The organism is Gordonia sp. WA4-43 (genome assembly GCF_020520305.1).
In the GTDB taxonomy this organism is placed as follows: Bacteria; Actinomycetota; Actinomycetes; order Mycobacteriales; family Mycobacteriaceae; genus Gordonia; species Gordonia hongkongensis.
The window spans coordinates 4610418-4632387 of record NZ_CP084736.1 but is presented as its reverse complement, the minus strand read 5'-3'; the positions used below and the strand labels follow the sequence as shown (position 1 = coordinate 4632387).

The following is a 21970-nucleotide window of genomic DNA, read 5'->3' as shown; positions in this document are numbered from 1 at the left end:
ATGCCCACCGACACCACGCAGGCACGATCGATATCGGCGGCCGCCGATCACATGCTCGCTCTGACCGCCACAGTCGCCGACGCCGACCTGGGCCGTCCGACCCCCTGCGGCGACATGGACCTCGCCGCGCTGGTCGCCCACGTCGACGGCCTGTCCCAGGCCTTCGCGGCCGCGGCGCGGAAGGACTTCGGACCGCTGACCTCGACGCCGCCGGACCCAGCGCAGAGTCAGCTCTCGACGCAGTGGCGCGACGACCTGCGTCGCCACGTCCACGACCTCGCCGACTCCTGGGATGACCCCGCCGCCTGGGACGGCATGACCCGGGCGGGCGGTGTCGAACTGCCGGCCGAGATCATGGGACTCGTGGCGCTGTCGGAACTCGTGCTGCACGGATGGGACATCGCACGTGCCATGGGCATCCCGTTCGACATCTCCGACGACATCCTCCAGGTCGTCTTCGACCTCCACTACCCACCCCAACCGCAGGAAGAGCGCGACGGCATGTTCGGGCCGGTGGTCGAGGTACCCGACGACGCACCCCTCGTCGACCGCCTCGCCGCCTTGACCGGACGGGATCCCCGGTGGCCGCAGGCGGCGAAGGCGGACTAGCGGTTGAACGGCCAGCCGGTGATCTTCTTCTCCCGCGGCGGGGCGTAGGTCCGTATCTTCGACGTCGAGAGCCCCATTCGGACAAGACCTTCGGCGATCGTGACCGCCGCCCGCACACCGTCGACGATCGGCACTCCGGTCGCCTCACGAACCTGCTCCTCGAGTTCGGCCATGCCGCCGCACCCGAGGCAGATCACCTCGGCGTGGTCGTCGCTGACCGCACGCGTGGACTGTTCCACGATCGCCTTCACGGCCCGCTCCGGGTCCGACTCGAGTTCCAGCACACCGAGTCCCGACGCCCGCACCGATGCGCACCGCTGGTCGAGGCCGGCGAGCTTGAGCCGGTCCTCGATGAGCGGGACCGTCCGGTCCAGGGTCGTCACCACCGAGAAGCGGTGTCCCAGATACATCGCCGTCGACGCCGCGGCCTCGGTGATGTCGACGACCGGCACCTCGAGGAGCTCCTGGAGTCCCTCTCGGCCGTGTTCGCCGTAACCGGCCTGGATGACCGCGTCATACGGTTCGGGGTAGGCGAGGATCGCGTCCATCACGGCGATCGCGGCGAGGTAGGACTCGAAATTCCCCTCACACGAGTCGGCGCCGAAACGCGGTGTGATCCCCACGATCTCGGTCCCCGGGGAGGCGACCGAGCGGGCCGAGTCGGCGATGGCCTCGGTCATCGACACGGTGGTGTTGACGTTGGCGACCAGGATGCGCACGGTGATGTCCTTTGTGGGTCAGTGAGTGCTGGCGACGGAGATCGACTCGCCCGACACCTCGGCGAACGGACCGCGACGGTCGGCGACCGCCAGGTACACGATCGCACCGAGACCGGCGCCGATGAACCAGGAGAACTCCGAGATCACCTCGAAGGCCGGGACGAAGGCCATCACCAGGGCGATGGCCGCAGTCGGGACGAGCGCGAGGATCGCCCGCATGTTGACCCCGTTCCGGTAGTGGTAGGCGGCGCCCGGTGCCTCGGTGAACAACGCGGGCACGTCGATTCGCGAACGGCGGACGAGCCAGTAATCGGCCATGACGATACCGAACAGCGGGCCGAGAAGGGCACCGAGTCCGCCGAGGAAGTAGTTGATCACCGCCGGCGAGTTGTAGAGGTTCCACGGCAGGATGACCAAGCCGATGATCGCGGCGACGAGCGCCGCGCGCCGGAAGTCGAGGTGGCGCGGGAACAGGTTGGACAGCGCGTAGATCGGCGCGACGAAGTTGGCCATGAGGTTCACGGCGACAGTGAGGATCAGCAGCGCGAGGCAGGCCAGCACCAGCAGGAACGTGTTGGGAACGGTCTGGACGATGTCCGACGGCGACTCGATGACTGTGCCGTTGATGCGGAACTGCGCTCCGGCGAGGGTGATCACGATGGCGCCGAAGAGCAGCATGTTCAGCGGGATGCCCCAGAAGTTCCCGCGCACGATCGCTTTTCGCGATTCCGCGTTGCGGGTGAAGTCACAGAAGTTGAGGACGAAGGTCCCGTAGATCGCCACCCACAGGCTCGCGCCGCCGATGATCTGGAGCCACATGTCCACGCCGGTCAGCGAATCGGGCGTCGACCACGCGATGGTCCAGTCGGCGTTGCTCAGCATCCAGACGGCCAGGGCGACCATGGTGACCAGGATGACCGGACCGGCGAAGGCCTCGTAGCGACGGATCATCTCCATGCCGTAACTGACGATGATCACCTGGATCACCCACAGCGAGACGAACGAGATCCAGCCCAGGGTGGAGAGCCCGAGGAAACGATTGGTGTCCAGGTCGGCGGCGCCGGGGAACAGCGCCACCAGCATGATTCGCAGGACGACCGACGCGAGGTAGGTCTGGATGCCGAACCACGCGATCGCCACCCCACCGCGGATGAGGGCGGGGATCTGGGCGCCGCGGAACCCGAACGAGATGCGGCTCATGACCGGGAACGGCACGCCCGTCTTCTCCCCCATGAAGCCGGAGAGATTCAGCAGCAGGAAGAGGAACACCCCACCCAGCACCAGGGCGGTCAGGATCTGCCACCCGCCGAGCCCGAGCGCGAACAGACCGATGGCGAAGGCGTAGTTGCCGAGACTGTGTACGTCGTTGGCCCACAACGTGAAGATGTTGTAGGTGTTCCAGCGTCGTCCGACGCGGCTGGTCGGTGCCAGGTCGTCGTTGTACAGCTTCGGACTCAGCCCGGCCGGGACGGTGCCGGTGACCTCCGAAACCGGTCCGTCGACGGGGGCTGTGTGCTGCTCAGTGCTCATGTCTGCACTTTCGGTCGGACGGTCATCGATGACCGCGCTCCTACACTCGCGGAGTTCCGTGATGTGGAATGAATTTTCCGCGTTCGTGACAGTTAGCCTGACGATCGAGGCCGTTGTCAATAGCACGACACCGGCCTACTCGCGAGTTGAGTTCCGAAATGACGCAGCTTCATTCCATGATGAGGAATAACCTGGGTTAGTCTCTGGAACGACACCGGACACGGCACCAGCAAGGAGTCCCGCCCCATGACCGCAACACCCGATGCCCCGGCCGCTACTTCCGACGCACCGTTCGACCTGGTCGTGCGGGGTGAACAGACTCTCACCACGGCCGGCATCGTGGCCCGCGAGATCGGTATCCGCGACGGTCGGATCGTCGCGATCGAGCCCCTCGGCAGCGGACTGACCGGGGCCGAGGTCATCGAGCTCGCCGACGATCAGGTCATGATCCCCGGACTCGTGGACACCCACGTACACGTCAACGAGCCCGGGCGCACCGAGTGGGAGGGTTTCGACTCGGCCACCCGGGCGGCGGCCGCGGGTGGTGTCACCACGCTCATCGACATGCCGCTCAACTCGATCCCGCCGACCGTGAACGTCGACGCGTTGGCCGAGAAACGTGCTGCGGCACAAGGTAAGACACACATCGACGTCGGATTCTGGGGCGGCGCCATCCCGGGCAACGAGGACGATCTGCGCGGCCTGCACGACGCGGGTGTGTTCGGCTTCAAGTGCTTCCTGCTGCATTCGGGAGTGGACGAGTTCCCGCACCTGACGGCCGACGAGATGGAAGCCGACATGGCCAAACTCGCCGAATTCGACTCGCTGATGATCGTCCACGCCGAGGACTCCCGCGCCATCGACAAGGCCCCCTCCCCCGAGGGCGATGAGTACACCCGCTTCCTCGCGTCCCGTCCGCGCGGCGCCGAGAACCTGGCGATCGCGGAGGTCATCGAGCGGGCGCGCTGGACCGGCGTCCGCGCCCACGTCCTCCACCTGTCGTCGTCGGACGCGCTGCCGATGCTGGCCAGCGCGAAGCGCGACGGTGTGAAGATCACTGTCGAGACCTGCCCGCATTACCTCACCCTGCTGGCCGAAGAGGTACCCAACGGCGCGACGGCCTTCAAGTGCTGCCCGCCCATCCGCGAGGCCGGCAACCGTGAACTGCTGTGGGAGGGGCTGCTGGCCGGCACCATCGACTGCATCGTCTCCGACCACTCGCCCTCGACCGTCGACCTCAAGGACCCCGAGAACGGCGACTTCGGCGTCGCATGGGGTGGGGTCGCCTCGCTTCAGCTCGGGCTGTCGCTCATCTGGTCCGAGGCAAAGAAGCGCGGCATCGACCTGCCGCAGGTCATCGAGTGGATGGCGTCGAAACCCGCCGACCTCGCCGGTCTGCCGACGAAGGGCCGCATCGCCCTCGGTTGCGACGCCGACTTCGCGATCTTCGAGCCGGAGTCCGCGCAGATCGTCGACGTCAACCGCCTCCACCACAAGAATCCGGTGAGCCCGTACGACGGCCGTGCGCTCGCCGGCGTGGTCAGGGGCACCTGGGTTCGCGGGCAGAAGGTGGACTTCGAGACCGCCCGGGGCCGGATGCTCCGGCGCGGCGACGTCTGAGCCCCGGTCCCCGCTGCCTGAGCCCCCGGTAAGCTGGGCCGAATGAGTTCGGATGACCAGCACACCGGCCTGGCCGATGAGTTGGCCGCGCGTTCCGACGACGCGCTGACCGAGCTCCTCCTCGAACGCCCCGACCTCGCCTCACCGACGCCGTCGGGGACGCGGGTACTGGCGCAACGGGCGCTGTCGGCGGCGTCGTTGGCCCTGGCCGGCGAGGATCTCGACGTCCTTGCCGTCGCGGTTCTGGAAGAGGTCGCCGCCCGCCACAGCCGCAGCCCGAAGAAGTCGCGGCGTCCGTCGGTCACCACGATCGTCAAGGCCCTGTCCAGCCGCGCCGATGCGGCCGCCGTGCGCGCCCGCCTCGATCTCCTCCGACACCGCGCGATCCTCTGGGGCGACGACTCGTCGCTGTGCGCCGGTGAACACGTCGACTCCGCGATGCCGTGGAAGGCCAAGCACCTCAGCGGTCCGCTCGTCGGGCGGTCGGGCGAGGAGATCGCGGCGATGATCGCCGATCTCGACGAGCGACCCCTCGGTCTGCTGCACACCCTCGCCCGCGGTCCGGCCCTGGGCCGCAGTCGTGATGCGGCCCACGACGCCGACCCGTCCTCCCCGGTCGCCCGACTGATCTCGTCGGGCCTCCTCGCGCGCATCGACGATCAGACCGTCGAGCTACCGCCGATGGTGGGCGCCGTGCTCCGCGAGGAACCTGCTTGGCGCACAGACGTGTTGGAGCCGCCACCGCTCCACGAACCCGGCGCGAAGCCACGTTTCGGGGCCAAGGCGGTCGACGCCGCAGCCGGCGGCGAGGCACTCGAACTCATCCGTCACCTCACCCAGCTGATCGCGGTCCTCGGCGCGACGCCGGCGGCGGTGCTCCGCTCCGGCGCGCTCGGCGTCCGCGAGCTCCGTCGTCTGGCGAAGCTGACCGGTCTCGAGACACAGCGGGTCGCGTTCCTCGTCGAACTCGCCGCCTATCTCCGGCTCATCGACGCGGGCTTCCCGGATCCCCCGCCGCCCAACGATTCCGGCGAGCAGTCCTTCGCGCCCACCTCCACCGCCGACACCTGGTTGCACCAACCGCGCGAACGCCAGTGGCTCGCGCTGGCCGACGCCTGGATGCACATGCCGCGCCGCGCCTGGCAGGTCGGCGAACCCGATCGCGACGGCAACGCGCTGCCGACGCTGGGCTCGGACCTCCACGACGCGTACGCCCCGGTGCAGCGTCAGCTCATCCTGTCCACCCTCGCCCACGCCGACCCCGCGGTGGGCGTCCCCGCCGACACCCTCCTCGCGAACCTCCATTGGCACCGCCCCCGTCAGATCCGGCGCTTCAGCCACCGCGTCGTCGCCGAGACCCTGCGTGAGGCACGGGAATTGGGCCTGGTTGCGCATGACGCTCTGACCACCGTCGGTCGTGCGTACACCATCGAGGAGTCACCGGACTCCGACCCCGCCGACGTCGACGCCGCGGTGCTCGCCGCGATGCGCAAGGCCCTGCCCGAACCGGTGGACCACTTCCTGACCCAGGCCGACCTGACGCTGACCGTACCCGGCCCGATGACGCCCGAACTCGCCGAACAGGTGGAGCTCGTCGCCGATCTGGAATCGGGCGGTGCGGCATCGGTCTATCGGGTCTCACCCGAGAGCGTGCGCCGAGCGCTCGACGCGGGCCGCAGCAGCAACGAATTGCTCTCGATGTTCACGAAACACTCGAGAACCCCGGTGCCACAGTCACTCACGTATCTCATCGACGACGTCGCACGACGCCACGGCCAGTTGCGCGTGGGCGTCGCGTCGGCGTTCATCCGCTGCGAGGACCCGACGGTGCTGGCCGCCGTGCTGCGCAGCGCAGCCGCCGAACCGCTCGCGCTTCGCGCGCTGGCCCCCACGGTCGCGGTGTCGCCGTCGGAGGTCCGCGACGTGATCGATCAGCTGCGGGCGGCGGGATTCGCTCCGGCGGGCGAAGATTCGTCCGGAGCCCTGGTCGACCTCCGCGAACGCGGCAGCCGGGTTTCGGTGTCACGGGCACGTCGGCAGGCCCAGCCACGCCGGAACGCGCCGTCGGAGGCACAGCTGCGGTCGGTGGTGACCCGCATCCGCTCGACCGACCGGGCGGCGGCGGCGACCCCGGTGCGCGGCGCCGTCACGACGACCCCGGTGCGGGCGAGCGGCGGAGGCGAATCCGCCACCGCGCTCATCCAGCTCGCACTGCGCGCCAACCGCAGGCTGCGCGTGGGATACGTCGACGCACAGGGATCGGCGAGCCGGCATGTGGTGACCCCGAAAATCCTCGGCGCCGGCCAGCTCGTGGCCGTCGAGGAGGGCAGTAATGACGAGCAACGGTTCTCGCTGCACCGCCTCACCAGCGTCGAGCTGCTCGACGCCTGAGTCCAGCGGGTAGAGACATCATGTGAAAGACGTCTCATCCTTGGTAGCCTCGGGTATGACCGCGGCACCGAAACTCCCCGCTCGCGAACATCTCGGCCTCGTCGCCGACACCTACCAGCACGACCTCGTCGCGCGGATGAAACCCGCGCCGAAGCGTCGCCGGGTGAAGCGGCCGGTCGATCTGGTCACCGCCATCGGGCCTTCTCTCGCCGGCACCAACGTGATCATGCAGCTCGCCAATCCGAAGGTCGGGTACGGCGTCCACGAGAGCCGTGTGCCGTCGGGCAATGCGATCAAGCGACCCATCAAACGGGGGCGCACCACCGGCACATTCCTCGCCGTCGCACTGATGGGCTCCGACGACGACAAGGCCTACATCCACGAGGCCGTCGGCCGCATCCACGACGAGGTGTACTCCACCCAGTCGAGTCCCGTCCGCTACAGCGGGAACGACTCGCGTCTGCAGCTGTGGGTCGCGGTGTGTCTGCTCAAGTACTTCATCGACCAGTACGAACTGCTTTACGGTCCGCTGAGCGCCGAGGAGAAGCAGATGGTGCTCACCGAGGCGCACCCGCTGGGCACCGCACTCAACGTTCCCCGGGACAAGTGGCCGGCGACCTACGACGATCTGCTCGTCTACTGGAACGCCGAACTGTCCTCGCTGCGCATCGACGACCCGGTGCGCGACGAGCTCCGCAGCCTCGCCGACCTGTCCTTCCTGGAGTACCGCGTCGGAAAGCTCGGCACGCTGCTCCACGCCACGATCGGGCCGTCGCTCGCCTACGCGATCAAGGCCGGGCTGCCGCCGGAGTTCCGCACGATGATGCGGTGGCGGTGGACCGAACGCGACGAACGCCGCTATCAGCGGGCGCTCGCCGGCTTCCGCCGCGTCGACCCACTGGTGGCACCCGTACTGCGCGGAATCTTCCGGCTCAACATCATCGATCTGCGGGTGCGCCGCAAGCTCGGTATCCCCGTCTTCTGACTTCGCCGAGGTCACTCTCGTCACAGCGCAGGCCCGACGCTGACAATCGTCGGTGCGATCTGGACAATGGAGCGGGTGACCGATGGACCCCTGATCGTGCAATCCGACAAGACGCTGCTGCTCGAGGTGGATCACCCCGACGCCGCGGCGGCGCGCGCGGCGATCGCACCCTTCGCCGAACTCGAACGCGCCCCCGAGCACGTCCACACCTACCGGGTCACCCCGCTCGCACTGTGGAACGCCCGCGCCGCAGGTCACGACGCCGAACAGGTCGTCGACGCACTCGTGACATACTCGCGCTACGCGGTGCCCCAGCCGCTGCTGATGGACGTCGTGGACACCATGGGCCGGTTCGGCCGGCTGCAACTGGTCAAGCATCCCGCCCACGGGCTGACCCTGGTCAGCCTCGACCAGGCCGTCCTCATCGAGGTGATGCGCAACAAGAAGGTCGCCCCGATGCTGGGTGCCCGCATCGACGACGACACGGTGATCGTCCACCCGTCCGAGCGGGGTCGCCTCAAGCAGGTGCTGCTGAAGGTCGGCTGGCCGGCCGAGGACCTCGCCGGATACGTCGACGGCGAGGCCCACGCCATCGACCTCGCCCAGGACGACTGGCAGCTGCGTGACTACCAGGAGATGGCAGCCGACTCGTTCTGGGCCGGCGGCTCGGGCGTGGTGGTGCTCCCCTGCGGTGCCGGCAAGACGATGGTCGGCGCGGCGGCGATGGCCAAGGCCGGCGCGACGACGCTGATCCTGGTGACCAACACGGTCGCCGGCCGCCAGTGGAAACGTGAACTCATCGCACGCACGACGCTCACCGAGGAAGAGATCGGCGAGTACTCGGGCGAGCGCAAAGAGATCCGTCCCGTCACCATCGCCACCTACCAGGTGATGACGCGGAAGTCGAAGGGCGAGTATAAGAATCTCGACCTGTTCGACTCCCGCGACTGGGGTCTGATCATCTACGACGAGGTCCATCTCCTCCCCGCACCCGTCTTCCGGATGACCGCCGACCTGCAATCGCGTCGTCGACTCGGCCTCACCGCGACCCTGGTCCGCGAGGACGGCCGCGAAGGCGACGTCTTCAGCCTGATCGGACCCAAGCGCTACGACGCCCCGTGGAAGGACATCGAGGCACAGGGCTGGATCGCCCCGGCCGACTGCGTCGAGGTCAGGGTGACCCTGACCGACGAGGAACGCCTGCAGTATGCGGTGGCCGAACCCGAGGAGAAGTACAAGCTCTGCTCGACGGCCCACACCAAGGTCAACGTGGTCAAGGCGATCCTCGACAAGCACCGGGGTCAGCAGACCCTGATCATCGGCGCGTACATCGATCAGCTCGAGGAACTGGGCCGCGAACTCGACGCCCCGGTGATCCAGGGATCGACGAAGAACAAGGAACGCGAGGTCCTGTTCGACCGGTTCCGCTCCGGCGAGTTGCAGACCCTTGTCGTGTCCAAGGTGGCGAACTTCTCCATCGACCTCCCCGAGGCGTCGGTCGCGGTGCAGGTGTCGGGGACGTTCGGGTCACGCCAGGAGGAGGCCCAGCGCCTCGGCCGGCTGTTGCGCCCGAAACGCGATGGCGGACAGGCGCATTTCTACTCGGTGGTGTCGCGCGACACCCTCGACGCCGACTACGCCGCGCACCGCCAACGGTTCCTCGCCGAGCAGGGATACGCCTACCGCATCACCGACGCCGACGACCTCCTCGGCCCGACGATCGGTGAGGGTTCAGCCGGCTGAGTCACAACTAGGCGCCTGGAGCGACCACCGGATAACCGAGCGCAGACGCACCCGCCGTGAGTCGCTGGTCGTAGGCGACGAACGCGGTCATCTCGGCGCGGATCACGGTTGCCGAGGCCAAGTGCAAGGCGTCGAGCGAGCGCAGCGAGGACGGGCCGATCGATTCGGCGATGTCGATGACGGCGGCGCTCAGCGGGATCACGTCCAGAGCATCGAGGAGATCACGCGCTCGCTCATGAAGGCCCGGGCTGCCATCACGCAACGCGGTGCGCATCAATTCGACTCGTCCCAGCGCACTCGTCACCGTCGGGACCCCTGGATGCAGCGCGAACCACTCGATCAGCGGTGCGGTCTCGGCCTCGCGCACCACGAGTTTCACCATCGCTGAGGTGTCGAGATAGATCAACGATCCTCGCGAACCTGGTCGAGGACTTCAGTGAGCGCGCGCGTCGGCAACGTCTCGGGGTGCAGTCCGGTTATGCCGCCCGCACGGCGGGCCGGCACGAGTATCCCGGCCTCGATGAGCGCGTCTCTACTTCTTTCCCCCGCAGACACCGGGACCAACCGCGCAACCGTGCGGCCTCGGTTGGTGATGGCCAACTCTTCCCCGGCCTCGACTTGCGCCAGATACTGCGAGGCGTGCTGCCTGAGCTCGCGGATACCGATCGTCCTCATTCCTGCAGGGTAGCACCTGAAGTGCTACTTGACCCCGTGCTTCCGGAGGAGCCTCACCTTCCGCTCCCTGATCCGGAAGAACGACCTGCCCCCTGCTCCCTGAGGAGCGCCCGGAGCTTGCGGAGGGCGCGTCACGAAGGGTCAGATCTCTACGAGGCAGTACCCGATCGACTCCGGCTCGTAGAAGACCCATGTCGTCTCCTCGCCCGCGCAAGTCACCGACGCATCCGACCGCGTCGTGACACGGGCGAGGACGGTCTGCGCCGTTGCGGCGCTCGTACAGGAGGCTTCCCGGTAGTCGGCGAGGGAGCCGCCCGACAGCGGCACCAGATAGCACAGATTCTCGTAGAAATTCGGTGTGAGACAGACTTTGTCGGAGCTGCCCGGGAAGGTGAGCGTCGAGTTCTGCGGGCTCGCACACGACGACGACGCGGCGATCTTCGACGCGGTGTAGAAGTTGAGACCGGCCGAGTCGCAGTCGACTTTCGACGCGTTCACGCTCGTCGCCGACCCGGAGTCGGTCGCGATGCCGATGCACTCGCCGACCTGCACGTCACCCGGTCCGTTGACCGGCGACGTGGAGGAGTCGGTGGTGCGGGGAGCAGACGTGCCGGCGCCGGAGGTCGGGGTCTGCGGTCCAGCGGCCGTGGTGGACCGCGACGTGGAGGTGTCGCTCGCGGTCGGGGCGCTCGACACCTGCGTCGCGACGTAGACGACCCCGGCCGCGATCGCGAGAACGAGGACGGCCGCGAGTGACCCCAGTGCGATCAGCAGCCCGGACCGCTTCTTCGGTGGTGGTGGCGCGTAGCCACCCTGCGAGGGGAACCCGCCGAGGTAGGTCCCCGGTTGCGACTGGTAAGGCGAATACTGCTGCGGCCCTTGCGGATAGGACACGGGGTTCACCGGAACGGGCGGGGCCACCGGAACCGGCGGCACGGGCGACGGTGCGCGCACCGTCGGCTCCTTGGACAGCTGAGGAACGGTGAGCGCGCGTTCGAGGTCGACGGCGAAGTCGCGGCACGACCCGTACCGGCGGTCCGACTCTTTCGCGAGGGCGCGACCGAACACTGCGTCGACATCGCCCGAGATACCCGGACGCAGGGTGGACGGTCGCGGCGGCATCGCCTGCAGGTGGCCGGCGATGATCGACGCGGTGCCGGCACCCTGGAACGGCGGCCGCCCGGTGAGCAGTTCGAAGACGGTGGCCGCGAGCGCGTACTGGTCGGCGCGGCCGTCGACCGGATCGCCGAGCAACTGTTCGGGTGAGGCATACGCGACGGTGCCGAGGAAGACGTTGGTCGAGGTGAGATGACTGACGTCCTGCTCCGACTTGGCGATTCCGAAGTCCGCGAGCAACACTCGCGGCTCCGGACCACCCGCGCCCTGCAGCAGGATGTTGGCCGGCTTGACGTCGCGATGAAGCAGCCCCGTCGCGTGGGCCCGGTCGAGCGCGGCGCCCACCGCGCGCACGATCGCGATCACCGTCGCGGTGTCGAGTCCCCGCGGGTTCTGCCGAAGCAGCTTCAGCGCGTCGATGCCGTCGATGTACTCCATCGCGATCCATAGGTGGCCGTCGTACTCACCGGAATTGAAGATCGTCACGATCGACGGGTGGACGACGCTCGAGGCGTGCTCGGCCTCTTTGACGAACCGCTGCCGGTACATCGGGTCGCGACTGAGATCGGCGGGCAGTACCTTCAGCGCCTCGTTCCGTGGCAGGTGCGGGTGCCGCGCAAGGTAGATCTCGCCCATGCCACCCCGGCCGACGAGTCGGATGATGGTGTAGCCGGCGAAGTGCTCGCCGGGATTGCGCGGCATCGCTCCTCCTCACCCGTGTCGGCGACTGGGGTCAGTCTGTCACCCCCGCAGCGCCCACCGCGACCGTTGAAGAGAGGACCTGTGCCACTGTTGGAACATGTCATCCGCGAACCGGACAGTCGACCGCCTGCGTCCGTTCACCACGACGATCTTCGCCGAGATGTCGGCGCTGGCCGTCGAGCACGACGCCGTGAACCTCGGACAGGGCTTTCCCGACACCGACGGGCCGGCATCGATGCTCGATGCCGCGCGCGAAGCCATCAGTGACGGTCGCAATCAGTACCCGCCGGGTATCGGTGTGCCGGAGTTGCGGCACGCGGTCGCGCGGCAGCAGCGTGACCGGTACGGCCTGGACTACGACCCCGACCGCGAGGTGTTGATCACGGTCGGCGCGACCGAGGCGATCGCCGGTGCCGTCGTCGGTCTGGTGGAGCCGGGTGACGAGGTCATCATGATCGAGCCCTACTACGACGCCTACGCCGCCGCTGTCGCGATGGCCGGGGGTGTGCGGCGCGTCGTGCCGCTGGTCCCCGACGGCGACGGCTTCCGTCTTGATCGCGAGCGGCTCGCCGCGGCCTTCGGGCCGAAGACGTCGATGGTGGTGGTGAACAGCCCGCACAATCCGACGGGGACCGTGCTGTCGACCGACGACCTCGCCGAGATCGCACGGCTGTGCGTCGAGCACGACGTCATCGCCGTCACCGACGAGGTCTACGAATACCTCGTCTTCGACGGACGGACGCACACCCCGCTCGCGGCGCTACCGGGTATGCGGGAACGCACGCTGCGTATCTCCAGCTCCGGCAAGACCTTCAACTGCACCGGCTGGAAGGTCGGCTGGGTGAGCGGTCCGCCCGAGCTCGTCGGCGCGGCGCGGACGGCGAAGCAATACATGTCCTATGTCGGCTCCGGGCCGTTCCAACCCGCGGTGGCACACGCGCTGGAGCACGAGTTGGACTGGGTCCGCGAGTCGGCGCGGGGGCTGCAGGCCAAACGCGACCTGATCTCGACCGCGCTGTCCGACGCCGGTTTCGCCGTACACCGTAGCGAGGCAACCTATTTCGTCTGTGCCGACCCTCGTCCCCTCGGCGTCGACGACGGCATCGAGTTCTGCCGAACGCTGCCCGAACGCATCGGCGTGGCCGCGGTGCCGGTCTGTGTGTTCACCGACGACCGCGAACCCTGGCACCACATGCTCCGGTTCGCCTTCGCCAAACGCGACGAGGTGATCGCCGAAGCCGCCGAGCGGTTGCGCCGGCTCTGATTCCCGCTGCTTGAGCCGGCACCGAGCGGAGCCGCCGGGCCGAGCAAGCGACGAAGGAGCGCGTCGAGGTCGAGGCGCCGAGTCGAAGCCACCTGGCGACCACCCCCGCTGGTTGAGCCGGCCCCGAGCGCAGCTGCCGGGCCGAGCCAAGCGACGAAGGAGCGCGTCGAGGTCGAGGCGCCGAGTCGAAGCCACCCCCGCTGGTTGAGCGGCCCCGAGCGGAGCGAGGCGCCGAGTCGAAGCCACCTAGTGACCACCCCCGCTGGTTGAGCCGGCACCGAGCGGAGCGAGGCGCCGAGTCGAAGCCACTTGGTGACCACCCCCGCTGGTTGAGCCGGCCCCGAGCGCAGCGAGGCGCCGAGTCGAAGCCACTTGGTGACCTCGACAAGCTCGGCCAGCGGAAGGAGGCTCGGCCAGCGGGCGGGGCAATGCGGCTCAGCGCAGCGCCGGGATCACCCGCTGCTCGAACATCTCGAGGTCCTCACGGTCGCCGGCGATGTTCGGGAAATAGCAGATCCCGTAGGACATCCCGGCGTCGGCGAGCCCGCGAAGGTTCTCGGCGACCTGTTCAGGCGTCCCAACCGCGGGCATCCCCCGGAACGCGCCCAAACTGCCGGAGGCAGCGTCGGGCCCGACGATCTTGCTCAGCCGGGCTTCGAGGTCGGTGAGCTTGCGCTCCACGTCGGCCTCGGTCTCGCCGAGCATCACGTTGTAATTGGCCGAGCGGGTGATCGACGCGAAGTCGCGTCCGAGGTCGGCGCAATGTTGTTGCAGGACGGACGATTTGTGCGCGAACCCGTCCGGCGTGCCGTCGAAGTTGGTGTAGTCGGCGTACTTGGCCGCGATACGCAGCGTCTTCTTCTCCCCGCCGCCGGCGATCCATAGTGGCAGCCGCCCGGCCGTGGGCTGCGGGGCGCAGATGGCGTCGTCGACGTTGTAGTGCTTGCCGTCGAGCGTCGCCCGTCCGGTCTCCCAGGCCTGCTTCATGATCTGCACGCCCTCGTCGAGCCGCGCCAGCCGCTCACCCGCCGACGGGAATCCGTAACCGTATGCACGCCATTCGTGTTCGTACCAGCCGCCACCGATGCCCATCTGCACGCGACCGCCGGAGATCAGGTCCGCGGTGGCGGCGACCTTCGCGAGGTACATCGGGTTGCGATAACCCATCGCGGTGCACATCTGGCCGATCTCGACCCGACTCGTGGTGGCGGCCAGGGCGGCCACGAGAGTCCACGCCTCATGCGTGGCCTCGTCGGTGGGCAGCGGGACGGTGTAAAAGTGGTCGTACACCCAGATCGAGTCCCAGCCGCCCGACTCGGCGCGGTCGGCGACCGACGACATCACCCCCCACTGGTCCGCGGGTTCCACACCCACGAGATCGAGACGCCAGCCCTGGGGAATGAAGAGTCCGAATCGCATGAGGTCCAACGTACCGGTGGAAAACTCTTCCGAAACTTACAAGCAGTCCGGACTGTTTGTGCTATCGTCGCTGATGTGACCGAACCCACCCGAGCCCCACGTCGTCGTACGCAGGCCGAACGCACCGCGACCACCCGTGCGCTCATCCTCGACGCGACCGTCGACGCCCTCGTCGACGTCGGCTACGCAGCCACCACCACGCAAGAGGTGAACCGCCGCGCCGGCATCTCCCGCGGGGCGCTCCTGCATCACTTCCCCACCCGGGAATCACTGGTGGTCGCCGCGGTCGGGCACCTCGTCGAACGGCGACTGGCAGAGATCCTGTCTCGGCCCCGCACGGGCGACGAGGGACTCGAGATCCTCGTCGAGGCGTTCAGCGGCCCACTGTTCGACGCCGCTCTCGAGTTGTGGGTCGCCGCCCGCTGCGACGTCGGGCTACGAACCGCGATCATCCCGCTCGAACAACAGGTCTCCGACGCCCTCGCCGTCGGTTGTGCCGAGTTGTTCGGCGACCGGTACACCGCCGCGGAACTCGAACTCTCCATCGAACTCGCACGCGGACTCGCGGTGTCGCGCATCCTGCGCTCGCCCGACGCCGACCGCGCGCTGCTCGACCGACTCCTGCCCGTATGGAAGGAACTCCTGTCTCATGACTGAACCCAGTCCGACTCTCCCGCAGCAGAACACGCTGCCCCGGCGCGTCGACGTCCTCGTCGTCGGCGTCGGATTCGGCGGCCTCGCCGCCCTGCATCGTCTGCGCAAGGACCATCCGCAGCTGCAGACCCTGGCAATCGAGCGCGGCGACGGCGCGGGTGGCGTCTGGCGCGAGAACGACTACCCGGGCGCGGCCTGCGACGTCCCGACGTCGCTGTACTCGCTGTCGTTCGCGCCGAACCCGGAGTGGTCGCACACCTACGGTCGTCGCGACGAGATCCATCGGTATCTACGCTCGGTCGCAGTCGATTTCGCCGATCAGATCCGATACAACTGTGCGCTGACGTCGGCGCGCTGGGACGGTGGCACGCAGGAGTGGGTCGTCGACACCACCGACGGTGAGATCCGGTGCCGCTACCTGGTCGCGGCGCCCGGTGCGCTGTCCGAACCCGGCCTGCCGACCGTCCCCGGCGCCGACGAGTTCACCGGCACGATGTTCCACTCCGCCGACTGGGATCATTCCCACGACCTGCACGGTCGACGCGTCGCAATCGTGGGCACCGGCGCGTCGGCGATCCAGATCGTGCCCGAGATCGTGGACGAGGTCGGGCATCTCACGGTCTTCCAGCGCACCCCCGCCTGGGTCGTCCCGCGTCTGGACCGCAACATCGGCACCCTCGAACGCGCGCTCTATCGTCGGGTTCCCGGTATCCACCGCCTGGTCCGGCGGATGGTGTGGACCTATCGCGAGGCCTACGTCCTCATGATGGCCCGCAATCCCAAGCTGCTGCCGATCGCGAAGACCATCGCGCTGGCCCAGCTGCGTGTCCAGGTCCGCGACCGTGCGCTACGCCGTCGGCTCACCCCCGACTACACCATCGGCTGCAAGCGGATGTTGTTGACCAACAAGTGGTTCCCCGCACTCCAGCGTGACAACGCGACCGTCACCGGCGCGATCACCCGTCTCACCGCACGCGGCGCCGTCGACGATCAGGGTCGCGAGCACGAGGTCGACACGGTCGTCTTCGCGACCGGGTTCACCCCCACCGAGCCGCCCATCGCGTCGGCGATCACCGGGCGCGACGGCCGCACGCTGGCCCAGGCGTGGAAGGGTTCACCGCGCGCCTACCGCGGGGTCGAGGTCCACGGCTTCCCCAATCTGTTCTTCCTGTACGGCCCCAACACGAATCTCGGTCACAGCTCGATCGTGCTGATGCTGGAGCCGCAGGCGTACTACATGAGCAAGGCCCTCGCCGAACTCTCGCGTAGCGGCCGGTCGACCTTCGAGGTCACCGAAGACGCGCAGGACCGCTACAACTCCGAGCTCGATCCCGAACTCGAACGCACCGTGTGGAATTCGGGTGGCTGCTCGAGCTGGTATCTCGACTCCACCGGTCGCAACTCGGTGATGTGGCCGAAGTTCACGAGCGACTTCCGCCGGATGATGTCGTCCTTCGAACCCACCGACCACCGCTTCGACGCCGCGATCCCCGTCGCACCCGTCGACCAGGCCGTCACCACCGGATCAGACGCTGCATCCGACACCACCGAATCCGACACCGAGAGGACCGTCGCACCGTGAGTTCCACCCCTGACCATTACGACGCCATCGTCATCGGCTCCGGTTTCGGCGGATCGGTTGCGGCCCTGCGACTCACCGAGAAGGGCTACCGCGTCGCGGTCATCGAGTCCGGTCGGCGTTTCTCCGACGGCGACCTGCCCAAGACGAGCTGGCGCCTCAAGGACTACGTCTGGGCACCCGCGCTCGGATTGTTCGGGGTGCAGCGCATGCACCTGCTGCGCGACGTGCTCGTGATGGCCGGTGCGGGCGTCGGCGGTGGATCGCTAAACTACGCGAACACCCTGTACCGTCCGCTGCCGGCGTTCTTCGACGACCCGCATTGGGGATCGATCACCGACTGGGCATCCGAGCTCGACCCGTATTACGACCAGGCCTCACGCATGCTCGGCGTGACCACGTATCCGAAGGTGACGCCCGCCGACCGCGTGATCCGCAAGGTCGCCGAGGAGATGGGCGTCGGCGACACCTTCGTCCACACCCCGGTCGGCGTGTTCTTCGGCGAGGCGGGCAAGACGGTCGACGACCCGTTCTTCGGCGGCGCCGGCCCGGCACGCACCGGGTGCACCGACTGCGGCGCCTGCATGACGGGATGTCCGGTGGGAGCGAAGAACACGCTCGTCAAGAACTACCTCTACCTGGCCGAACAGGCCGGTGCCGAGATCATCCCGATGACGACCGTGGACACCGTCCGGCCGCGTTCCGGCGACGGGTACGTCGTGGAGTCGCACCGGTCGGGCCGACGCTGGTCGCGCCGTGGGCGCCGCACCTTCACCGCTGATCACGTGGTGTTCGCCGCCGGCACCTACGGCACCAACAAGCTGCTGCTGGACATGCAGCAGGGCGGCCACCTGCCCGGGCTGTCGTCTCGCCTGGGCAAGGTGGTCCGCACCAATTCCGAGGCGGTCCTGGCCGCCACCGCACGCGACCTCGACATCGACTACACCGAGGGTGTCGCAATCACGTCGTCGTTCCATCCCAACGACCACACGCACATCGAACCCGTGCGATATGGCAAGGGCAGCAACCTGATCGGCATGCTGCAGGCCATCCTCGTCGACGGGGGTGGTCCGCTGCCGCGACTGCTGCAGGCGCTGATCGAGATGGTCCGTCACCCGGTGATCACGCTGCGCGGCCTCTCGGTACGACGCTGGTCGGAGCGCACCATCATCGCACTCGTCATGCAGACCGCCGACAACTCGCTCGAGTTGTTCTCCCGCCGAGGTCGTTTCGGCCCGATGCTGCGCAGCCGGCAGGGCGAGGGCGATCCCCCGCCGACGTGGATTCCGGAGGGCCACGAGGCGGTGCGCGCCGTCGCACGCGAGATCGACGGCGACGCCGGCGGTTCCATCGTCGACCTGCTGAACATCCCGATGACGGCCCATTTCCTGGGCGGCTGCTCGATCGGACGGTCGGCGGCCGACGGCGTGGTGGACCCGTACCACCGGGTGTTCAACCACCCGGGGCTGCACATTGTCGACGGTGCGACCGTCTCGGCCAACCTCGGCGTCAACCCGTCGCTGACCATCACCGCGCAGGCCGAACGCGCCCTGGCGATGTGGCCCAATGCCGGCGAGGCCGACCCGCGGCCCGAGCTCGGTGCGGCGTACCGGCCCGTCGAGCCGGTGGAGCCCCACCACCCGACGGTCCCCGCCCACGCGCCCGGCGCGCTGCGCCTCCCGATCACGCCGGTCTCCGACGCCACACGCGCCGGCTGACCCGACCCCTCGCTGGTTGAGCCGGCACCGAGCGAAGCCGCCGGGCCGAGCAAGCGACAAAGGAGCGCGTCGAGGTCGAGGCGCCGAGTCGAAGCCACTCGGCGAGCAGAGCCCACCCCCGCTGGTTGAGCCGGCACCGAGCGAAGCGAGGCGCCGAGTCGAAACCACCTGGCGACCGATCATGCGAGGTGACCTCAACGCACGCGACCTCCCCGCGACGCTCGGCCAACCCCCGCTGGTTGAGCCGGCACCGAGCGAAGCGAGGCGCCGAGTCGAAGCCACTTGGCGACCGATCTGCGAAGTGACCTCAACGCACGCGGCCTCCGCGCGACGCTCGGCCCACCCCCGCTGGTTGAGCCGGCACCGAGCGAAGCGAGGAGCCGAGTCGAAGCCACCTGGCGACCGATCATGCGAGGTGACCTCAACGCACGCGACCTCCCCGCGACGCTCGGCCAACCCCCGCTGGTTGAGCCGGCACCGAGCGAAGCGAGGCGCCGAGTCGAAGCCACTTGGCGACCGATCATGCGAAGTGACCTCAACGCACGCGACCTCCCCGCGACGCTCGGCCAACCCCCGCTGGTTGAGCCGGCACCGAGCGAAGCGAGGCGCCGAGTCGAAGCCACTTGGCGACCGATCTGCGAAACCTGCCAACGACCCTGTGGACAGACTCATCACGATCCGCTGGCTGTGGAGGCATCGACCGATTTGTCGCAGCAATCCTCGACAGTCACACCATGAGTGGCTTTCTCTACATCCTCGAATGTTCCGACGGCACGCTGTACGTCGGGAGTACTCGGAACGTCGAGCATCGAGTCGACCAGCACCAGACCGGAAACGGCTCGCGCTACACGCGTCCTCGTCGGCCGGTCCGGCTCGTATTCCAGCAGGAGTTTCCCAACATCGGCGAGGCTTACGCGGCCGAGCGCCGTGTCCACGGCTGGTCTCGCGCGAAACGGTCCGCCCTCGTCGCAGGACGGTTCGACCTGCTTCCGGAACTGTCGCGCACGAATCCTGGATAAGGCGCTCGAACACACGTGCGACCTGGGTGTAGCCTGAAGTCATGTCTCTCGGCACCCAGGGCTCTTTGTTCTCCGAGCAGGCTGCAGAGCCGACGCTCGGCGACCTGTCGACATCGATCTCGCGCCGTCCGCTGACCGAGGGGGCGTGGGTCGACCTGTGTCCCGGTTGGATCAGTGGTGCCGACGAGCTCTTCGACCGCCTCCTCGAGTGCGTCCCCTGGCGGGCCGAGCGTCGTCGTATGTACGAGCGGGTGGTCGAGGTCCCGCGGCTCGTCTCGATCTACCAGGCCGATGACCGATTCCCCGACCCGATCATCACCGGCGCACGCGCCGCATTGACCGAGCACTACCGCGCCGAACTGCCGGAGGGATTCGCGACTGCCGGGATCAGCCTCTATCGCGACGGCAATGACTCGGTTGCGTGGCACGGCGATCGCATCGGCCGGGCATCCACACACGACACGATGGTCGCCATCATCTCGCTCGGTTCACCTCGGCCATTAATGCTCAGACCCCGCGGTGGCGGGCGGTCACTGAAATTCACGCTGTCGTCGGGCGACCTACTCGTCATGGGCGGCAGTTGTCAGCGCACCTGGGAGCACGCGGTTCCCAAGGTGCGCGGCGTCGGTGCCCGGATCAGCATTCAACTGCGGCCGCCCGGGGTGTGGTGACCTGGGCCGCCCTCCGCTGGCCGAGCAGCGTCGACCGAGCGCAGCGAGAACGCCGCGCCCGTCGAGGTCACCAAGTGGCTTCGACACGGCGCCTCGCTCCGCTCGGAGCCGGTTCAACCAGCAGGGGCGGTCACCAAGTGGCTTCGACACGGCGCCTCGACCTCGACGCGCTCCTTCGTCGCTTGCTCTGTCCAGCAGATCCGCTCGGGGCCGGCTCAACCAGCGGGGGCAGTTGTCTACGCACACGCCGATCCTCGTGCTTTAATCATTTCGTTATAAACGTGAGGACCGAGAGAAGTCGATGAAGCGCACCCGTATCGCCGCCGCCCTGCTCGCCACCGCCGCACTGGCACTGCCCGTCGCACCGGCGACCGCCAACCCGCTCGACACACTCTTCGGAAGCGCGAGCGGCAGCCTCGACTCCGGCAGCGCCGCGCTCGGCTCGTCCGGCGGCGACAAGGTCACGCACTACGGCAAGCTCGGCCGCCCCGGCGCACCGAACGGCATCAAGTCGATCAACGTCTGGGTGTACACGCCGAACAACACCGCGGCCGTCGTGCCCAACACCTATCCGAAGAACTCGCGTCTGGGCGTGCGCTGGAACTCGATCATCGACGCCGGGCCGATCGTCGACGGCAACGAGTGCCGTATGGAGGTCCGCCTGTCCGGACCCAAGGTCCCCAAGCAGGCCTCGCTGTTCAAGACCCAGGACTGCACCGCGGTGAAGTCCTGGGTCTTCAGGGGCGCAGGCGATTTCACGATCCGCGTCACCGACACCATCTCGGGCGCGTCGAACAGCATCGCGTTCAGCGTGCAGTAGTCGCCTCAGCGCACCCCGACGAAGACCTGAATGGGGAGAATGCACTCCCCTGCTCGCGTGGGCGCCCCGATGGTCACGACCGACAGTTGGCCAGGGCTTCTCCAGGGCCCGTACGCACCGAAGGTCGTGGCGGCGAGCGACGGAACGATGCAGCCCGCCTTCACCCGGTGCTCACCGGTACCACCATTGCAGTACGACGCCGAGACGACGATCGCCGACCCCGCCACGCAACCGGTGGGTTCGGCCGATGCCGAGGACGCGGACACCGCCGACAGCGCAGCACTGCCGACGCACAGGGCGCCGGCAACCAGGGTGCGCGCCAGGATCACCGCACGCCCGTGATCGCGATGACGGGGAGTATGCACTTCCCGACGTTCGTCTGAGCGCCGATGGTCACGACCGACAGCTGCCCCGGTGCGCGCCAGGGGCCGTTTGCGTTGGTGAGTGTCGCGACCATGGTCGAGTCCAGACATGCAGCCTGCACCCGATGCTCCCCCGTACCACCACTGCAGTAGGACGCGGCGACGACGACGGCCGCCCCGGCGACGCAACCGGTGGGTTCGGCCGATGCCGACGGGGCCGCGACGGTGGAGAAGGTCGCGCCGGCAACGCATGACGCTCCGGCCAGGACGATGCGCAAGGAACGTTTCGAGAGAGTCATGCCGAGAAATCTAAGGCACGCAAGCGTCCGAAGTTCTCTATCTCGAACATCATTCGTCCGATCATGGGAACGGAC

At 68.1% G+C, this 21970-nt stretch carries 20 protein-coding genes; 12 read left to right on the top strand and 8 right to left on the bottom strand.

What is annotated here, in order from left to right; translation table 11 throughout:
- Window positions 1-609: a TIGR03086 family metal-binding protein gene (locus tag LEL84_RS20935; RefSeq protein WP_068970588.1), complete on the top strand. Its 609-nt coding sequence runs from the start codon at window positions 1-3 to the stop codon at window positions 607-609.
- Here the strand turns inward: LEL84_RS20935 and LEL84_RS20930 are convergent.
- The gene (locus tag LEL84_RS20930; RefSeq protein ID WP_068970589.1) at window positions 606-1328 is read right to left on the bottom strand and encodes an aspartate/glutamate racemase family protein; all 723 of its coding nucleotides are present in this window, start codon (window positions 1326-1328) and stop codon (window positions 606-608) included. The genes LEL84_RS20935 and LEL84_RS20930 overlap by 4 nt on opposite strands.
- Before the next feature lie 18 nt (window positions 1329-1346).
- Window positions 1347-2858, bottom strand: coding sequence for an NCS1 family nucleobase:cation symporter-1 (locus tag LEL84_RS20925; protein WP_068970590.1), 1512 nt, complete (start codon window positions 2856-2858; stop codon window positions 1347-1349).
- 246 nt (window positions 2859-3104) lie between these two features.
- Here LEL84_RS20925 and allB point away from each other — a divergent pair, with 246 nt between their 5' ends.
- The 4 genes from allB to LEL84_RS20905 all read left to right on the top strand — a co-directional run bounded on the left by allB (window position 3105) and on the right by LEL84_RS20905 (window position 9597).
- Complete coding sequence (gene allB, locus LEL84_RS20920; protein ID WP_226512698.1) at window positions 3105-4478, top strand: allantoinase AllB; 1374 nt, start codon at window positions 3105-3107, stop codon at window positions 4476-4478.
- 42 nt (window positions 4479-4520) lie between these two features.
- Window positions 4521-6869: a helicase-associated domain-containing protein gene (locus tag LEL84_RS20915; protein ID WP_226512697.1), complete on the top strand. Its 2349-nt coding sequence runs from the start codon at window positions 4521-4523 to the stop codon at window positions 6867-6869.
- A gap of 55 nt (window positions 6870-6924) precedes the next feature.
- Complete coding sequence (locus LEL84_RS20910) at window positions 6925-7854, top strand: oxygenase MpaB family protein (protein WP_068970593.1); 930 nt, start codon at window positions 6925-6927, stop codon at window positions 7852-7854.
- A 75-nt stretch (window positions 7855-7929) separates the two neighbouring features.
- On the top strand, window positions 7930-9597 hold the full coding sequence (locus tag LEL84_RS20905; RefSeq protein ID WP_321179980.1) for a DNA repair helicase XPB: 1668 nt from the start codon (window positions 7930-7932) through the stop codon (window positions 9595-9597).
- A 7-nt stretch (window positions 9598-9604) separates the two neighbouring features.
- On the opposite strand, the gene LEL84_RS20900 is transcribed toward LEL84_RS20905, so the two are convergent.
- The 3 genes from LEL84_RS20900 to LEL84_RS20890 all read right to left on the bottom strand — a co-directional run bounded on the left by LEL84_RS20900 (window position 9605) and on the right by LEL84_RS20890 (window position 12090).
- Window positions 9605-10003 (bottom strand): type II toxin-antitoxin system VapC family toxin, encoded by a 399-nt coding sequence (locus LEL84_RS20900; protein WP_068970594.1) that lies wholly within the window; start codon window positions 10001-10003, stop codon window positions 9605-9607.
- On the bottom strand, window positions 10000-10272 hold the full coding sequence (locus tag LEL84_RS20895; protein ID WP_068970595.1) for a type II toxin-antitoxin system Phd/YefM family antitoxin: 273 nt from the start codon (window positions 10270-10272) through the stop codon (window positions 10000-10002). The genes LEL84_RS20900 and LEL84_RS20895 overlap by 4 nt, the downstream gene beginning before the upstream one ends.
- 141 nt (window positions 10273-10413) lie before the next feature.
- A complete protein-coding gene (locus LEL84_RS20890; protein WP_226512696.1) occupies window positions 10414-12090 on the bottom strand; it encodes a serine/threonine-protein kinase in 1677 nt (558 codons plus the stop codon).
- Window positions 12091-12187: 97 nt separating this feature from the next.
- Between LEL84_RS20890 and LEL84_RS20885 the strand changes: the two genes are divergently transcribed.
- On the top strand, window positions 12188-13354 hold the full coding sequence (locus LEL84_RS20885) for a pyridoxal phosphate-dependent aminotransferase (RefSeq protein ID WP_226512695.1): 1167 nt from the start codon (window positions 12188-12190) through the stop codon (window positions 13352-13354).
- 435 nt (window positions 13355-13789) lie between these two features.
- On the opposite strand, the gene LEL84_RS20880 is transcribed toward LEL84_RS20885, so the two are convergent.
- Complete coding sequence (locus LEL84_RS20880; protein WP_226512694.1) at window positions 13790-14773, bottom strand: LLM class F420-dependent oxidoreductase; 984 nt, start codon at window positions 14771-14773, stop codon at window positions 13790-13792.
- Between the two features lie 75 nt (window positions 14774-14848).
- On the opposite strand from LEL84_RS20880, the gene LEL84_RS20875 reads away from it, so the two are divergent.
- From LEL84_RS20875 to LEL84_RS20850, 6 genes are all read left to right on the top strand, one after another.
- Entirely contained in the window at window positions 14849-15430 is a 582-nt protein-coding gene (locus LEL84_RS20875; protein ID WP_159370251.1) for a TetR/AcrR family transcriptional regulator, read from the top strand.
- Window positions 15423-17009: a flavin-containing monooxygenase gene (locus tag LEL84_RS20870; RefSeq protein ID WP_226512693.1), complete on the top strand. Its 1587-nt coding sequence runs from the start codon at window positions 15423-15425 to the stop codon at window positions 17007-17009. The genes LEL84_RS20875 and LEL84_RS20870 overlap by 8 nt, the downstream gene beginning before the upstream one ends.
- Entirely contained in the window at window positions 17006-18724 is a 1719-nt protein-coding gene (locus LEL84_RS20865; RefSeq protein ID WP_226512692.1) for a GMC family oxidoreductase N-terminal domain-containing protein, read from the top strand. Before LEL84_RS20870 ends, LEL84_RS20865 begins: the two co-directional genes overlap by 4 nt.
- Before the next feature lie 734 nt (window positions 18725-19458).
- Window positions 19459-19743: a GIY-YIG nuclease family protein gene (locus tag LEL84_RS20860; RefSeq protein ID WP_065631742.1), complete on the top strand. Its 285-nt coding sequence runs from the start codon at window positions 19459-19461 to the stop codon at window positions 19741-19743.
- A 41-nt stretch (window positions 19744-19784) separates the two neighbouring features.
- Entirely contained in the window at window positions 19785-20414 is a 630-nt protein-coding gene (locus LEL84_RS20855; RefSeq protein WP_226512691.1) for an alpha-ketoglutarate-dependent dioxygenase AlkB, read from the top strand.
- Window positions 20415-20715: 301 nt separating this feature from the next.
- Entirely contained in the window at window positions 20716-21234 is a 519-nt protein-coding gene (locus LEL84_RS20850) for a hypothetical protein (RefSeq protein ID WP_226512690.1), read from the top strand.
- A gap of 5 nt (window positions 21235-21239) precedes the next feature.
- Here the strand turns inward: LEL84_RS20850 and LEL84_RS20845 are convergent, their stop codons facing one another.
- Together LEL84_RS20845 and LEL84_RS20840 are read right to left on the bottom strand one after the other, a co-directional pair.
- A complete protein-coding gene (locus LEL84_RS20845) occupies window positions 21240-21599 on the bottom strand; it encodes a hypothetical protein (RefSeq protein ID WP_226512689.1) in 360 nt (119 codons plus the stop codon).
- Complete coding sequence (locus LEL84_RS20840) at window positions 21560-21895, bottom strand: hypothetical protein (RefSeq protein ID WP_065631740.1); 336 nt, start codon at window positions 21893-21895, stop codon at window positions 21560-21562. The genes LEL84_RS20845 and LEL84_RS20840 overlap by 40 nt, the downstream gene beginning before the upstream one ends.
- Window positions 21896-21970 lie beyond the last annotated feature (75 nt).

Coding starts and splice junctions, on each gene's coding strand:
- LEL84_RS20935 (WP_068970588.1), top strand. CDS start 1: ATGCCCACCGACACCACGCAGGCACGATCGATATCGGCGGCCGCCGAT.
- LEL84_RS20925 (WP_068970590.1), bottom strand. CDS start 2,858: ATGAGCACTGAGCAGCACACAGCCCCCGTCGACGGACCGGTTTCGGAG.
- allB (WP_226512698.1), top strand. CDS start 3,105: ATGACCGCAACACCCGATGCCCCGGCCGCTACTTCCGACGCACCGTTC.
- LEL84_RS20915 (WP_226512697.1), top strand. CDS start 4,521: ATGAGTTCGGATGACCAGCACACCGGCCTGGCCGATGAGTTGGCCGCG.
- LEL84_RS20910 (WP_068970593.1), top strand. CDS start 6,925: ATGACCGCGGCACCGAAACTCCCCGCTCGCGAACATCTCGGCCTCGTC.
- LEL84_RS20895 (WP_068970595.1), bottom strand. CDS start 10,272: ATGAGGACGATCGGTATCCGCGAGCTCAGGCAGCACGCCTCGCAGTAT.
- LEL84_RS20890 (WP_226512696.1), bottom strand. CDS start 12,090: ATGCCGCGCAATCCCGGCGAGCACTTCGCCGGCTACACCATCATCCGA.
- LEL84_RS20885 (WP_226512695.1), top strand. CDS start 12,188: ATGTCATCCGCGAACCGGACAGTCGACCGCCTGCGTCCGTTCACCACG.
- LEL84_RS20880 (WP_226512694.1), bottom strand. CDS start 14,773: ATGCGATTCGGACTCTTCATTCCCCAGGGCTGGCGTCTCGATCTCGTG.
- LEL84_RS20870 (WP_226512693.1), top strand. CDS start 15,423: ATGACTGAACCCAGTCCGACTCTCCCGCAGCAGAACACGCTGCCCCGG.
- LEL84_RS20860 (WP_065631742.1), top strand. CDS start 19,459: ATGAGTGGCTTTCTCTACATCCTCGAATGTTCCGACGGCACGCTGTAC.
- LEL84_RS20855 (WP_226512691.1), top strand. CDS start 19,785: ATGTCTCTCGGCACCCAGGGCTCTTTGTTCTCCGAGCAGGCTGCAGAG.
- LEL84_RS20850 (WP_226512690.1), top strand. CDS start 20,716: ATGAAGCGCACCCGTATCGCCGCCGCCCTGCTCGCCACCGCCGCACTG.
- LEL84_RS20840 (WP_065631740.1), bottom strand. CDS start 21,895: ATGACTCTCTCGAAACGTTCCTTGCGCATCGTCCTGGCCGGAGCGTCA.